Annotated in this window: 14 protein-coding genes; 9 read left to right on the top strand and 5 right to left on the bottom strand. The window is 73.4% G+C overall.

Going from position 1 to position 13,508, the window contains the following annotated elements:
- Positions 1-2: 2 nt before the first annotated feature.
- From QLQ12_RS00595 to QLQ12_RS00585, 3 genes are read left to right on the top strand one after another with little or no spacing between them, the layout of a single operon-like run.
- Positions 3-725, top strand: coding sequence for an ABC transporter ATP-binding protein (locus QLQ12_RS00595; protein WP_282756310.1), 723 nt, complete (start codon positions 3-5; stop codon positions 723-725).
- Entirely contained in the window at positions 722-1,894 is a 1,173-nt protein-coding gene (locus QLQ12_RS00590) for an ABC transporter permease (protein ID WP_282756309.1), read from the top strand. The genes QLQ12_RS00595 and QLQ12_RS00590 overlap by 4 nt, the downstream gene beginning before the upstream one ends.
- 8 nt (positions 1,895-1,902) lie before the next feature.
- Positions 1,903-2,445, top strand: coding sequence for a hypothetical protein (locus tag QLQ12_RS00585; RefSeq protein WP_282756307.1), 543 nt, complete (start codon positions 1,903-1,905; stop codon positions 2,443-2,445).
- A 4-nt stretch (positions 2,446-2,449) separates the two neighbouring features.
- On the opposite strand, the gene QLQ12_RS00580 is transcribed toward QLQ12_RS00585, so the two are convergent.
- Complete coding sequence (locus tag QLQ12_RS00580) at positions 2,450-2,704, bottom strand: DUF3040 domain-containing protein (protein WP_282756305.1); 255 nt, start codon at positions 2,702-2,704, stop codon at positions 2,450-2,452.
- Positions 2,705-2,790: 86 nt separating this feature from the next.
- Here QLQ12_RS00580 and QLQ12_RS00575 point away from each other — a divergent pair, with 86 nt between their 5' ends.
- Positions 2,791-2,946 carry a hypothetical protein gene (locus QLQ12_RS00575; RefSeq protein ID WP_282756304.1) on the top strand — a complete coding sequence of 52 codons (156 nt, stop codon included), beginning with the start codon at positions 2,791-2,793 and terminating at the stop codon, positions 2,944-2,946.
- Positions 2,947-2,951: 5 nt separating this feature from the next.
- On the opposite strand, the gene QLQ12_RS00570 is transcribed toward QLQ12_RS00575, so the two are convergent.
- Entirely contained in the window at positions 2,952-4,055 is a 1,104-nt protein-coding gene (locus QLQ12_RS00570; RefSeq protein WP_282756302.1) for a M20/M25/M40 family metallo-hydrolase, read from the bottom strand.
- Between the two features lie 96 nt (positions 4,056-4,151).
- Between QLQ12_RS00570 and QLQ12_RS00565 the strand changes: the two genes are divergently transcribed.
- The 3 genes from QLQ12_RS00565 to menC are packed head-to-tail and all read left to right on the top strand — an operon-like array spanning position 4,152 to position 6,549.
- On the top strand, positions 4,152-4,820 hold the full coding sequence (locus QLQ12_RS00565) for a GNAT family N-acetyltransferase (protein ID WP_282756300.1): 669 nt from the start codon (positions 4,152-4,154) through the stop codon (positions 4,818-4,820).
- Positions 4,817-5,452 (top strand): MurR/RpiR family transcriptional regulator, encoded by a 636-nt coding sequence (locus QLQ12_RS00560; RefSeq protein WP_282756299.1) that lies wholly within the window; start codon positions 4,817-4,819, stop codon positions 5,450-5,452. Before QLQ12_RS00565 ends, QLQ12_RS00560 begins: the two co-directional genes overlap by 4 nt.
- Positions 5,449-6,549, top strand: coding sequence for an o-succinylbenzoate synthase (gene menC / locus QLQ12_RS00555; RefSeq protein ID WP_282756298.1), 1,101 nt, complete (start codon positions 5,449-5,451; stop codon positions 6,547-6,549). Before QLQ12_RS00560 ends, menC begins: the two co-directional genes overlap by 4 nt.
- Here the strand turns inward: menC and QLQ12_RS00550 are convergent.
- Positions 6,546-7,328, bottom strand: a complete 783-nt coding sequence (locus QLQ12_RS00550; protein ID WP_282756297.1) for an isocitrate lyase/PEP mutase family protein — start codon at positions 7,326-7,328, stop codon at positions 6,546-6,548. The genes menC and QLQ12_RS00550 overlap by 4 nt on opposite strands.
- A 112-nt stretch (positions 7,329-7,440) precedes the next feature.
- Here QLQ12_RS00550 and QLQ12_RS00545 point away from each other — a divergent pair, with 112 nt between their 5' ends.
- The gene (locus tag QLQ12_RS00545; protein WP_282756296.1) at positions 7,441-7,950 is read left to right on the top strand and encodes an NUDIX hydrolase; all 510 of its coding nucleotides are present in this window, start codon (positions 7,441-7,443) and stop codon (positions 7,948-7,950) included.
- A 49-nt stretch (positions 7,951-7,999) separates the two neighbouring features.
- Here QLQ12_RS00545 and QLQ12_RS00540 read toward each other — a convergent pair whose 3' ends face one another.
- Both QLQ12_RS00540 and QLQ12_RS00535 read right to left on the bottom strand, forming a co-directional pair.
- Entirely contained in the window at positions 8,000-9,358 is a 1,359-nt protein-coding gene (locus QLQ12_RS00540; RefSeq protein ID WP_282756295.1) for a transaminase, read from the bottom strand.
- 23 nt (positions 9,359-9,381) lie between these two features.
- Positions 9,382-10,485, bottom strand: coding sequence for a YncE family protein (locus QLQ12_RS00535; protein WP_282756293.1), 1,104 nt, complete (start codon positions 10,483-10,485; stop codon positions 9,382-9,384).
- Between the two features lie 2,481 nt (positions 10,486-12,966).
- Between QLQ12_RS00535 and QLQ12_RS00530 the strand changes: the two genes are divergently transcribed.
- Entirely contained in the window at positions 12,967-13,254 is a 288-nt protein-coding gene (locus QLQ12_RS00530; protein ID WP_282756291.1) for a hypothetical protein, read from the top strand.
- Positions 13,255-13,508 lie beyond the last annotated feature (254 nt).

Here is a 13,508-nt window from a genome sequence, read left to right as displayed (position 1 = left end):
TCATGAGGACGGTCCTCGACGTCCGGGACGTCACCAAGGTGTACGGGCACGGCGACACCGGGGTTCGCGCCCTCGACGGCGTGTCCCTGGAGGTGGCCAGGGGCGAGTACCTGGCCGTGATGGGCCCGTCCGGTTCCGGCAAGTCCACCCTGATGAACATCCTGGGCTGCCTCGACCTGCCGACCACCGGGACGTACCTGCTGGATGGCGTGGACGTCGGCTCGCTCAGCGACGAACAACTGACCCTGGCCCGGAACCGTCTGATCGGGTTCGTCTTCCAGGCGTTCAACCTGATCCCGCGGACCAGCGCCGTCGCGAACGTGGAACTGCCGCTGGCGTACTCCGGGATGAAGGCCGCCGAACGCCGCCGCCGGGCCATGTTCTCCCTCGACCTGGTCGGGCTCGCCGACCGCGCCGAGCACGAGCCGGACCAGCTCTCCGGTGGCCAGCAGCAGCGGGTCGCGGTGGCACGCGCACTGGTCACCGAGCCGGCGGTGCTGCTGGCCGACGAGCCGACCGGCAACCTGGACAGCCACGCGGGAGAGGAGGTGCTCTCCGTGTTCGACGACCTCAACGCGGCCGGCCACACCATCGTGATCATCACGCATGAGGACGAGGTGGGCGCCCGCGCCGACCGGCTGGTCAAACTCTTCGACGGCCGGGTCATCAGCGACTCCCGGCAGGAGCCGGCCGGCCGGCACGCGGCCTCCGGAGCGCTGAAGTGAACCTCACCGAGATCGCCCGGTTCGCCCTGCGGGGGATCGGCGCGAACAAGCTGCGCTCGACCCTGACCATGCTGGGCATCCTGATCGGTGTCGCCGCGGTGACCCTGCTCGTCGCGGTCGGCAACGGCTCGGCCCGGACGGTCGCCGCCCGCATCGAGGCGCTGGGCGCCGACACCCTGACCGTGATGAGCACCCGCCACGGGGCCGGCGGCCTCACCATGAAGGTCGCCGAAGCCCTCGACGACCCGGCCGTCGCCCCCGGCGTCCGCTCGGTCTCGCCCGTGGTCAGCACCCCGGCGACCCTCACCCACGAGGGCGCCGAGCACCGGATCGCCTCGTTCGTCGGGACCACCCCGAGCTGGTTCGCCGCGTCGAACTTCCCGGTTGAGAGCGGCGCGGCCTTCACCGCCGACGACGAGGCCCAGGCCCGCCGGGTGGTGGTGATCGGGCAGACCGTCGCCGAGGAGCTGTTCTCCGGCGCCGACCCGGTCGGCCGGCAGGTCACCGCCGGCGGGGCCCTGTTCACCGTGACCGGGGTGCTGCGGGAGAAGAGCTCGTCCGGCGCCCAGGGCTCGAACGACATCGCGGTCGCGCCGATCAGCGCGGTCCGGCAGGTGCTCGCCGGGTACGGCCCGCTCAGCTCGATCCTGGTCGAGACCGCCGGCCCGTCGACGGTCGGCGCCGTCCAGTCCGAGATCAGCACGATCCTCGACCGGCGGCTGGAGCCCGGCGCCTACCGCGTCCAGAACGCCGCCCAGCTGCTGGAGACGCAGACCGAGAGCGCCGGCGCCTTCACCACGGTGCTCGGGGCGGTGGCCGCGATCAGCCTGCTCGTCGGCGGGATCGGCATCACCAACATCATGCTGGTGACGGTCACCGAACGGACCCGGGAGATCGGCATCCGCAAGGCCCTGGGCGCGCCCCGCCGGGTGATCCTCACCCAGTTCCTCATCGAGGCCACCCTGCTCAGTGTTATCGGTGGAGGTCTGGGCGTCGCGGCCGCCGTGCTCGGCAGCCGTTTCCCGATCGTCGGCGTGCAGCCGGTGATCGTGCCCAGTTCGGTCGCGCTCGCCCTGGGCGTGTCCGTGCTGATCGGGCTCTTCTTCGGCGGGCTTCCCGCGGCCCGCGCCGCCCGGCTGCGTCCGATCGACGCCCTCCGCTACGAGTGAGGAATCTGGTGACTTCCCGCAACCATGACACCGAGGTACTGCCCCTCCCCGTCGACAGCACCGCCGAACTCAACGAGGCACTCGCCGCGGCGGCCCCGCGCCGCTGGTGGAACCGCACCACGCTGGCCCTGCTCGGGGTGGCCATGCTGATCGGCGGGTTCCTCGGCGGTGTCCAGGCGCACGAGCGCTGGGGCATCGAGAGCACCCAGGCCACCGGCGGCGGCCCCGCCGGTGGCGAGGCGGTCGAGCCCAGCGGCGGCGCCGTCGCCGCCTCCCCGGAGCCCGGCGGGGGACCGGGCGGCGGCGCGCAGGGCGCCATGGCGGAGGGCGCGACCGGAACCTCCGGCACGGTGAAACGGGTCGACGGGACCACCCTCTACGTCCAGACCGCGGACGGTGAGACGGTCACCGTCCGGACCGGCGGTGACACCATCGTGAAGGTCAGCCAGGCCGCGACTCTGGAGAGCGTCACCTCGGGCCTGGCGGTGACGGTCGAAGGCGTCGCCGACGCCGAGGGGATCATCACGGCGACCGCCGTCACCGCGGGCTGAGCCGTCAGCGGCGGCGCCGGCGGACCAGTACGACCGCGACGGCGCCGAGGAACAGGTAGACGGTGACGATCAGACCGGACCGGCCGAACAGCAGCATCACCGGTGGGACCAGGACGAACAGGCCGGCGCCGAGCGCCACCAGGGCGGGGAAGCGGACCTCGGCGTGGGCGCCGGCCATCCGCGCGGCGAAGTCGGGGTCGCTCCGATGCACACGTTGTTCCAGGTCGGCCAGAACCCGCCGGTCGTCATCGCTCAGCATCGATCCTCCCGCCGGAGAGTCCGTGCCGATCGCCGTACCCCGGGGATCGCGGGCCTAAACGGCCCGATCCAGGGAATCCGGTGGCCATGACGAAAGAGCCTGCCGAACCGGAACAGCCCCCGCCGCCGAACCTGCCACGCCACCCGGCGGCACGTCCCCGGGCCGAGGCCGACCGGGAGCTCGTGCCGCCCGACGCCGACCTCGACACCGCCGAAGGAGCCGCCCCACGCGAGCGCCGGTGACCCTTCTACCCGGCGAGCCCGTCCGGCCCCAGCAAGGCGGCGAGCAGCGCGGTCCGTTCGGCGATGCCGGCGACCGACACCCACTCGGTACGGGCATGCGCGCCCCCACCCCGGGGGGCCAGCCCGTCCACGGTCGGCCGCCCCAGCGACCCGGTCGTGTTGGTGTCCGCGGCCCCGTCGGCGGGCCGCCCGCCGAGACTCTGCCCGATCCCGTCCGCGACGGCCCGGATCCGCTCCAGCAGCACCGCGCCGGCGTGGTCGGGCCGCCACGTCGGCCGGTGCGACAGCTGCCGGGACGTGACCCGCGCCTTCTCCCGCACCGGCCGCAGCTGCGCCAGCGAGCCGAGCACGGCCCGCTCGTCGTCCGGGTCCACGAACCGCAGCCCCAGGTCCGCGTGGGCCCGGCCGGCCACCACGTTGGTCCGCCCGCCGCCGAGAATCGTCCCGGTGTTCAGCAGCACCGGCCGTGACGCCGCCAGCGACCGCACTCGGATCAGCTGGTCCACCAGCTCGTCGATCGCGTTCACCCCGGCGTCCGGGTCGAGCGCCGCGTGCGCTTCCACCCCGGTCACCTCGATCCGGGCCCGGGTGCTGCCCCGCCGGCCGGTCTTGAGATCCCCGCCGGGGTGTGGCGGCTCCAGCCCGAGCACCGCCCGGGCCCGCTCGGCCTCGGCCCGCACCAGGCCGCCGGCGGTGGGGGAGCCGATCTCCTCGTCGGCGACGACGATCACCCGGACCTCCGGATGCGCCCTGCCCGCGAGCAGCGGGACCGCCGCCAGCAGGGCGGCGATGCCGGCTTTGGTGTCATAGACGCCCGGCCCGCGGATCACATCGCCGTCGACGGCCCACGGCATCTCCGCGAGCGTGCCTGCCGGCCACACCGTGTCGTAGTGGCTGAGCAGCAGGATCGGCTCGCCGGAGATCCCGTCGCCGGGCAGGGTCCAGACGAGGTGGTCCCCGGTCGGGTGCGCCTCGCGGGCGGTGTGGAAGCCGGCCTCGGCGGCGTCCGCCTCCAGCACCTCGGCCAGGGCGTCCAGCAGGCGGGCGTCCCCGGTGGGTGACTCGCACACCGTGTGCCGGTGCAGTGTTTCGAGCGCGTCGGACGACATATGCGAACGCTAAGTTGGAGCAGAGGCGTTGTCAACGAGGGAGACTGTTGCCAGGATGGCCCTCATACGTTTCGTATCCTTGTCGCGGAGGTCGCCATGGAGGTGCTGGTGCGTGAGCTGGACGGCCCGGCCGAGTGGACCGCGGCGGCACGCCTCTACCGCTCCGTCTTCGGCTACGACCAGCCGGAGTACGGCGTCAGTCCCCGCCTGCTCGCCGCGCTGAAGGAGAACTCCGGCTCGGTGATCGGCGCACTCGCCCCGGCCGGTGAGGTGATCGGCTTCTGCTTCGGGTTCTCCGCGGTCGACGACGGCGAGCTCTACCACTACTCGCAGGCCGCGGTGGTCGCGCCCGCAGCGCAGGGCCAGGGTGTCGGGCGCCTGCTGAAACAGGCTCAGGCCGAGGTCGCCCGGGGGACCGGCGCACGCACCATGCGATGGACCTTCGATCCGTACGCGCTCCGCAACGCCCACTTCAACCTGACGGTCCTCGGCGCCACCGGAGTGCGGTTCCTGCCCGACTACTACGGCGGTGACACCGACCGCGTCCTGGCCAGCTGGGACCTGTGGCACGCCCGCAGAGCCGGCGTCCCGGCCCGGTCCGTCGAGGCGCCCGCCGAGGCCTGTTTCGCCGCGCCCGCCCCGCCGGACCGTGCCCGGCTGCGCGCCCGCCTCCAGGAGTGCTTCGCCGGCGGCGCCCGCCTGACCGGCGTGGCCCGGACCGGCGCCGGCCGGGTGGCCTACACCTTCGAGGGCGGCCGGCGGTGACGGCCAGGCGATCCACCCCCTCCGAGCGGTTCGACCGCAACGTGCAGCGCCGCTCCGCGCAGGTGCTCAAACAACGGGTCCTGGAGCAGCAGCGCGCCGAGTTCGACAAGGCCCTGGCCTGGGCCGCCGAACACGACGCGATCGAGCGTGCCGCCGCCCTGATCGTCTCGGCCCGGCGCCGGTACCTGCTCGGCTACGGCAAGTCGCTGGCGTACGCGTCGATGCTGGCCACCGACCTCAGCGCCGGCCTGTCCGGGGTGCACCTGGTCGGTGACGGCTCCCTGCGGGCCCTCGACGTTCTCAGCGACATCCGCCAGGACGACCTCCTCGTGGCCGTCTCGATGTCCCGGTACCGCCGCGAGACCGTCGACGTCGCCGCGGCCTACGCGCGCCACGGCGGCGACCTGGTGCTGATCACCGACGCCGACGACGCCCCGCTCGTGGCCGCCGCCACCACGAGCATCGTGATCGGCGCCGACAGCGCCTCCTACGCGAACTCGCCCACCCCGGTCGTGCTCGCCCTGCACCTGCTCGCCACCCTGACCATCGCCAGCTCGAAGGGCGCCGGCCGCCGCCTGCGCGACCGCGACGCCCTCGCCGCCGGCCTCGGCCTCTACACGGACGAAGAATGATCGAGATCGAGCACGTCGAGCTGCGCCGGGTGCGGCTGCCGCTCGTGCGCCGTTTCCAGACCAGTTCGCACGCCAAACGCGAACTCGAGCACATCATCGTCACCCTGACCGGGGCCGGCGGTGAGGTGGGGTGGGGCGAGATCGCCTCACCGAGCGGCCCGTTCTACTCGGCCGAGACCGTCCAGAGCTGCTGGGCGGTCGCCCGCGACCATCTCGCGCCGATCGTGCGGCGGACCCGGTGGGAACACCCGTCCGAGCTGGCGGCGGCCATGGCCACGGTGCGCGGGAACCACTTCGCCCGCGCCGGGTTCGACATGGCAGCCTGGGCGCTCTGGTCGCGCGCGCGGGGCGTACCCCTCGCGAAGGCTCTCGGGGGTGAGCGGGCCCGGGTCGAGGCCGGAGTGTCGCTGGGCATCGAACCCACCATCGACGACCTTCTCGAACAGGTGGGCCGGCGGGTCGCCGAGGGATACCGGCGGGTCAAGCTCAAGATCGCTCCCGGCTGGGACGTGGCGCCGGTCCGGGCGGTGCGCGCCGCCTTCCCGGAGGTTCCGGTGCACGTCGACGCCAACGGCGCCTACCCGGTGACCGGCGCCGGCGTCTTCCAGGAACTCGACGAGCTCGGCCTCCTGATGATCGAACAGCCCTACGCCCCGCGGGCTCTGGTCGCGCACGCCGAACTGCAGACCGCCCTCCGCACGCCGATCTGCCTCGACGAGTCGATCGAGGAAGTGGACGACCTGGTCACCGCCGTGCGGCTGGGGGCCGGGCGGATCCTCAACATCAAGGTGTCCCGGATGGGCGGCCTCACCCCCGCGATCCGCGCCCACGACCTGGCCCGCGAGCACGGTCTGCCGGTGTGGTGCGGCGGCATGCACGAGTTCGGTATCGGGCGGGCCGCCAACGTGGCGCTCAGCTCGCTGCCCGGCTTCAGCCTGCCGTCCGACGTGTCCGGCTCGGACAAGTACTACGCCCGCGACGTCACCACCGAGCCGGTCGTCTGTGCCGACGGCTTCGTCGACGTGCCGGAGACGCCCGGCCTCGGCTGGGAACCCGACATCGACTTCCTCGACGCCCGCACCGTCGAACGTCTCTAACCGAAGGTCGCCTCGATCTCGGCGGGCGTCAGAGCGCGGGCACGGTAGCCGGTGGTGCCGGCCGTGAGCAGTTCGGCGGCGGCGTCGCGCAGCGCCCCGTAGGCCGCCCAGGCCAGCGACCCGCCGGTGGAGACCCGCCGCACCCCGAGCTTCGCCAGCTCCGGCACGCTCGGAGCGCCCCGCAGCGCCAGCACGTTGACCGGCGCCCGCACCGCCGCGATCACCCGCGCGATGTCCTCCGGCGCTTTCAACCCGGGCGCGAACAGCACGTCCGCCCCCGCGTCGCGGTAGGCGACCAGCCGGGTGATCGTGTCCTCCAGGTCGTCGTGGCCGTACAGCAGGTTCTCGGCGCGCGCGGTCAGCACCAGCCCGTGCCGCCGTGCCGCCCCGGCGGCCGCGGCCACCCGACCGGCGCTGACGTCCAGTGGCTCGACGCTGCCGGTGGCCGGGTCGTAGTCCTCGATCGACAGGCCCGCCGCGCCGGCGGCGGCCAGCAGGTCCACCGTCTCGGCGATCCCGTCGGCCGTCTCCGCGAACAGCCGCTCCGAATCCACACTCAGCGGCACCGCGATCGCGGCGGTCACCGCCGTCACGTGCGCGACCAACTCGTCCCGGGTCACCTGCTGGTCCTGCTTGCCCAGGCTCGCCGCCAGCCCCGAGGAGGTGGTGGCCAGCGCCTCGAACCCGGCCTGCCGCAGAACCCGGGCCGAACCCACGTCCCACGCGTTCGGCATCACGAACGTCCCCGCCGAGTGCAACTCCCGAAAGCGCTTCCGCATCGCATCCATGCCTCACCCTCGCACACCCGCGCGGGGCCATCGACCGACGGCCGGGCCGGTCCGCGCGATCTCCCGGCGTCATCGATGTCGCCGTGCCTCGTAGGGTGCAGGGGTGCCTGTCTCCGAATACATCGCCCGCATGCGGGCCGCCATCGGCCACGACCTCCTGCTGCTGCCCGGCGTCAGCGCCGTGGTCACCGACGACGAGGGCCGGGTGCTGCTGGCCCGCCGCTCGGACAACGGCCGCTGGTCGGTGCCGGCCGGGATGATCGACCCGGGGGAGCAGCCGGCCGACACCGCCCTGCGTGAGCTCTTCGAGGAGACCGGGGTGCGTGCCGAGATCGTGCGGCTCGCCGGGGTGGCGACCCACCCGGTGGTCTATCCCAACGGCGACACCTGCGAGTACCTGAACGTGTGGTTCCGCTGCCGGGCCGTCGGCGGCGAGGCCGGCGTCACCGACGACGAGTCCCTGGAGGTGGCCTGGTTCGCCCCGGACGCCCTGCCCGAACTGGACGAGTGGTCCAAACTGCGGATCGAGACCGCGCTCGGTCCGGACGGGCCGGCCTGGCACGCCGCGGCGGGCCAGAGACATCCGGGGCTGATCCGGCCGGACGCCATCTGACCGGCGGCCTCCGGGAAGGTCGGTCGCACGCCGCCGGAGAACAGGCCGGCTACGTCAGCTCGGCCAGGGCGGCGTCGAAGATCTCGTGGTGGCGGGCCACGTCGGCGAGAGTCGTCTGCGGGCACATCAGCGCCATGTTGTGGAACGGGGTCAGCAGCACGCCCCGGTTCGCCAGATAGACGTGCAGGAAGTCCTCCAGCTCGGCGTCGGCGCTCGCGGCCGACTCGGTGCCGTTGCGTGGCGCCGGATTCGCGAACCGGTACTCCACCCGGGCGCCCAGGCGGCTCACGGACCACGGAAGCCCGTACCCCTCGATGATCTGGGAAATGCCGTCGGCGAACGCCGAGGCCGTCTCGATCATGCCGGCGAACGCGGCCTCGGTGAGCACCTCCCGCAGGGTGGCGCGGGTCGCGGCCATCGACACCGGGTTGCCGGCGAGCGTGCCGCCGACCCCGCCCATGTCGATCAGATCCAGGTCGCCGCGGCCGGTCAGCGCGTCCGCGAGCTCGGCGCTGAGGCCGTACGCCCCGACCGGCACCCCGCCACCGATGGCCTTGCCGATCGTCACCACGTCCGGCCGCAGCCCCCAGAAGGCGGTCGCCCCGCCCGGCCCGGCCGAGAAGGTGTGCGTCTCGTCGTTGATCAGGTAGGTGCCGTGCCTTCGGGTCAGCTCCCGCACCCCGGCCAGGTAACCGTCCTCCGGCAGCACGATCCCGATGTTCGTCAGCGCCGGCTCCATCAGCACCGCCGCCACGTCGCCGTTCGCCAGCTCCCGCTCCAGGCCGGCCAGGTCGTTGAACTCCGCCACCCGGCTCGTCGCCGTCACGTCCACCGGCGCGCCCACATTGCCGTCACGGCTGCGCCCGCGGCCGTCCGGCCCGACCACGATCAGCGACTCGTCCACCGAACCGTGGTAGCAGTAGCTGTTCACCAGGATCTTCGACCGCCCGGTGACCGCGCGCAGCAGCCGGATCGCCCAGCGGTTGGCGTCCGTCGCGGTCAGCGCGAAACTCCACGCCGGCAGCCCGAAACGGCGGGCCAGTTCGGCGCCGGCCACCGCCGCGTCCTCGGTCGGCAGCATCGTGGCCAGACCCCTGGCGACCTGCTCGGTGACCGCGGCCACCACCGGCGCGGGGGAGTGGCCGGCCATCGCGCCGGTGTCACCCAGAGCGAAGTCGACGAACTCGTTGCCGTCGACGTCGGTGATCCGGTTGCCGCGCGCCGTCGCCAGGTAGATCGGGAAACCGGCCGCCGTCTTGTTCATCCACGTCATCGGGACCCGGCCGAACAGGTGATCCGCTCGACCGTACGCCGCTCTCGACCCCGGGTGACGGTCGGCGAAGGTGGCGCGCTCACGGTCGGCGAGAATCTGGAGGCGGGCACGATCGATCCCGGAATCCGTCGGCATGGCGCGAACCTACCAGTGAATCATCAGTTCTCGGTGGTCCTCAGAACGGTAACCGTCTTTCCCCGGCCGTCCGTCACATACAGTCGCAGACCGTCCGGTGAGATCGCGTTCACCCGCGGACTGTCACCGACCGCGACCGTCGACACCACCCTCCCCTCCGCGAGGGCGATGACCGACAGGTTGTCCGAACCCTCGTTCACCACGTAGGCGTGCCTGCCGTCCGTCGAGATCGTCACCGCCTGTGGCTCGCTACCCACATTGATCTTGTGGATGAGCCGCTGGTCGCCGGTGTCGTACACCTCCACCGTGTCCAGGTCGTAGTTGGTGGCCACCAACTGCCTGCCGTCCGGGCTCACCGCCAGCGCGTGCGGCGACTTGCCCACCTTGAAGTTCTTCCGCACGACGCCGTCCGCCACGTTCACCACCGAGATCTGACTCGACTCGTGGTTCGCCGTGAACGCCGTGGTCCCGTCCGGTGTGAACGCGATCCAGTGCGGGTTCGGCGGCACCGAGATCCGCGCCGCCTCGGTCAGCGACTCATCGTCGTAGACCTCCACCCGCGCCCCATTGTGAATCGGCACCCAGATCCGCCCGTCCGGCGCCACCGCCGGCTCGAACGGCCGGGGCCCGGTCCGGATCGTCTTCACCAGCGTCCGGTTCGCCGTGTCGATCACCGCGAGCCCGTTGCCGGTGAAGTTGTTCTCGAACAGCGACACGTACAACCGGCTGCCGTCCGCCGACAGCGCCAGGAACCGCGGCGTGTTCGGCACCGTCACCACACTGATCTGCTTGCTCTGCACATCGACGAAGTGGACATCCTTGGAATCCTGGTCGGCGATGTAGAGCGTTCTGTTGTCCGGCGAGACCGTCACACCCTCCGGCTCCCGGCCCAGCCTGATCTGCTCCAGCACCACCGGCGTCGCCAGACTCGCCGGCGCCGGAGCGGCCGTGCCCGCCGGCTCGGTCGCGGGCACGCTCGGCGCCCCACCACCGGTCTGCTTCGGAGCCGCCGGAACCGTCTGCTGCGGCGCCGCCTGCTGATCCCCATCGGCCAGGGCGAACCTCACCCCCGCATACGTCCCACCACCCAGCAGGACCAGCGCCACCAGGACCCCCGCGACCACCATCGCCGTCTTGCGTCGCGGTTTCCCTCCACCATCGGGGTACGGGGAACCGCCCGCCCCCGGCGGACGGTCCGGCCCGCCCGGCCCCGGCGGGTAGCCCGCCCCGCCAGGCCCACCCGGATAGCCGGCCCCCGAGCCGCCGGGATAGCCGGCTCCGGAGACGCCGCCGGCATAGCCCGCTGCTGAGGTCGCGCCCGGGTGGCCACCGGCCGGGCTGCCCTGATACGTGCCCTGGTAGCCGCCGGGATAGCCGGTCCGCGGGTGCCCGGGACCCGGCTGTCCTGGAGGGGTGGTCCCGGGGCCATAGGTCGTTCCCGCCTGAGCCGTGGGCCAGGGATCCGTCCCGGGCCACGCCGCCGCCGGAGACGTGGGCCATCCGGTAGCCGGCGACGTCGGCCACGATTCCGCCGCGCCCGCGCCCGCGCCCGCGCCCGCGCCAGTCGGCGTTCCGGCCTGGGCGCCGAACCGGTTTCCGCCGGGTGCGGGTTCGCCCGCCGTGTGCCCGCCTGGTCCTGTCGCGCCCGGTCCGCGGCCGCTGGATCCGGGCGTACGCGGCCACGGCACTTCGCGTGCCGTGCCGGTCGGTGCCGGGGGAGAGGCCGGCCAGGGCACGCCGGACGTGGGTGCCGCGTCCGGGGCGCCGGGCCAGGCCGCAGTCGGCATATCCGGATCGGACCGCCTTCCCGTCCGGCCGTCAGCACCGGCCGGCGACGTCATCCACGGATTGGCCGGGCCGTGCGTTGAGGGTTCGGCCGGTCTCTGCCCCGCGGAGACAGTCGGCCCCTGTGCCACAGGGGACACCGGCTCCTGCGTCGCGGGCGTGGTCTGTTCGTTCGGCCAGTGCGCGGCCTCATCGACCGGCTGCCGGGGCGACGGAATGGCGAATCCGTTCCCCGGACCTCTCCCAGGCCACGGACCTGCCGGGCCCACACCCGCGCTCTCGTCCGGCGCCGCGGACCCGGCAGCGCTGTTGTCCCGGGAGTCTCGCTCCGCGGGGCCATGTTGTCCCGGCTCGCCGGCCACCAGGTGGTCCGCCGTGCCGTCACCGGGACCAGTTTCGCCAACGGGGTCGCCGGCCGGTGTTTCGCCTGCCTGGTCCGCCGGCCGTCCGGTCACCGATTCCCCGGCCTTCGGTTGCCCTCGATCGCCCGCTTCCGACGTCCCCGCCAGGGTCGCGGCCGCTCCAGCCGTAGCCGATCCCGAGCCGAAAACTGATCCTCCCGCGCTGTGGCCCGGTGTCGCTGCGGCCGGCCCTTGCCCTGTCGTGGCTGGGCCCTGTTCTCCCGTCTCGGGGCCCGGCCCCGGCTTCCGGCCGGCGGGCGGCCACACACCGTCGGGGTCGGACCGTCCCCAGTTACCCGGCCCTCCGCCAGGCCACGCCGCGGGAGCGTTGACATCCTCCGAGGCAGGTCGTGAACGCACCGGCTCAGCGGCGCCGGGTTGCGAGCCGGCCGAGCCCTGATCGGATTCCCGGTCCACCGTCGCCCCGACTCCGTCCGCCGACCGCGCACGCGCGGCATCGTCCGCCGAGTCGGAACCGATGACCGCCGCAGCCGACTCGAAACTTCCCGCGGTGTTGTACGGGCCGGACCGCGCCGCGGTTTCAGCCGATTCCGGCGTCGCCGCGGTTCCCGCCGATTCAGAACGGGCATCTGCCTCGGACGATGCGGTATGTGCGTCCGCCTCAGCCGATGCGGAATGTGCCTTCGGCTCAGCCGATGGGGGACTTGCCGCCGCGTGATCCGGGCCGGACCCCGGCATCATCTCCGCCGGCCCGACAGCAGCAGGCGCAGCCTCCGCAGAACCGGAACCGGGATCTGCCGGCGCAACGTCAGCGCGACCAGAACTCACGATCGAAGCCGGTCCGGAATCAGGACCTGCCGGCGCCGCATCAGAACCCGAGGCCGCAGCGTCCGTGCGATCAGGACCGATGAGCGGAACCTGCGCGGAACCGGGACCCGTCGGCGCAGCCTCTGCTGAACCGGAGTCTCCCGACGCGGCGCCGGTGCCAGGAGCACCGGCGGTGAACTGGTCGCGAAGCACGGTAGGCGCCTCGGGCGGCATCGTTACCGGGAAGGACGCCCGGACCGTCGCCCTCGGTGCGGTGAGCGGCCCGTCCGCGGAAGTTCTCCCCGGCGAGCCGGAGTCACCACCTGCAGCGGGGCCATCACCGCTCGACTCCGGGGAGTGCCCCGGGGAAGGCGTCGTTGGGTCGGCCGTCGACCGCGACGATTCCCCGGGCCGCAGTCCGCCGGTGGGCGTGCGCACCTGATCAGCGTCAAACCCGGCGGCGCTGTCGCCGGCTGGGGAGGCGGCGGGCCGGTGTGGTGGTCCGCTGGTGGGAGCCCACGGAGATCTGCCCGTGACCACACCACCCGACGGTGGCCCGCCGGCCGGCGTCCGCGGGTCGGCGTCCGCTCCCGCAGTCCAGGAACCGGGGACGGGGGCGTGCGGTGTGACCGCTTCCGGCGTACCGGAGAAGTCGTGAGAAGCCGGAACCCGACCGCCCGGCCCGGCGGAAGCGGGCGCCTCGCCCGGCGCCGGGCGAACCGGGTCAACGGCGCCGCCCGGGACCGCACCCGGCCATGCCGCCTCGCCGCCGCCCGCCGCCTCACCGGGCCAGGCCTGTCCCGGGATCTCGCCCGGCCAGGCGCCGCTGACGCCGTTCGGGTCCTCGCCGGGCCAGGCAGTCTCGCCCGGCCAGGCCGGGCCGGCGTCATCGGTGGCGGCCCATCCCGCATCCCAGCCGGCGTGTCCCGCGCCGACCGGTGACCCGGGTGGAGGACCGGCAGGGGGCCCCGGCGGAAGGCCGGCATGTGATCCGGGTGAAAGGGCGGCCGGTGACCCGGGCGGAAGGCCGCTGGGCGACCCGGGTGCGGGAGTTCCCGGTGCGCCGGGCGTGCCCGGACGCCGGGCGCCGTTTCCGCCGGCCGGCACCCACCCGCCGGTGACGACGTCGAAGTCTTCCGTGATCTCGCCCGTCACCGCGAGCCGCGCCGCCCCCGCTGGGCCGTCCAGGATGATCG

It is taken from the genome of Actinoplanes sandaracinus, assembly GCF_030009775.1.
In the GTDB taxonomy this organism is placed as follows: Bacteria; Actinomycetota; Actinomycetes; order Mycobacteriales; family Micromonosporaceae; genus Actinoplanes; species Actinoplanes sandaracinus.
The sequence above is the reverse complement of the archived record's forward strand: the minus strand, read 5'-3'. Positions and strand labels throughout refer to the sequence as shown.

Excerpts from the sequence above, each read along its gene's own strand:
- QLQ12_RS00570 (WP_282756302.1), bottom strand. The coding sequence starts at position 4,055 with ATGTCGTCCGACGCGCTCGAAACACTGCACCGGCACACGGTGTGCGAG.
- QLQ12_RS00565 (WP_282756300.1), top strand. The coding sequence starts at position 4,152 with ATGGAGGTGCTGGTGCGTGAGCTGGACGGCCCGGCCGAGTGGACCGCG.
- QLQ12_RS00595 (WP_282756310.1), top strand. The coding sequence starts at position 3 with ATGAGGACGGTCCTCGACGTCCGGGACGTCACCAAGGTGTACGGGCAC.
- QLQ12_RS00535 (WP_282756293.1), bottom strand. The coding sequence starts at position 10,485 with ATGGTGGTCGCGGGGGTCCTGGTGGCGCTGGTCCTGCTGGGTGGTGGG.
- menC (WP_282756298.1), top strand. The coding sequence starts at position 5,449 with ATGATCGAGATCGAGCACGTCGAGCTGCGCCGGGTGCGGCTGCCGCTC.
- QLQ12_RS00540 (WP_282756295.1), bottom strand. The coding sequence starts at position 9,358 with ATGCCGACGGATTCCGGGATCGATCGTGCCCGCCTCCAGATTCTCGCC.
- QLQ12_RS00575 (WP_282756304.1), top strand. The coding sequence starts at position 2,791 with ATGACGAAAGAGCCTGCCGAACCGGAACAGCCCCCGCCGCCGAACCTG.
- QLQ12_RS00550 (WP_282756297.1), bottom strand. The coding sequence starts at position 7,328 with ATGCGGAAGCGCTTTCGGGAGTTGCACTCGGCGGGGACGTTCGTGATG.
- QLQ12_RS00580 (WP_282756305.1), bottom strand. The coding sequence starts at position 2,704 with ATGCTGAGCGATGACGACCGGCGGGTTCTGGCCGACCTGGAACAACGT.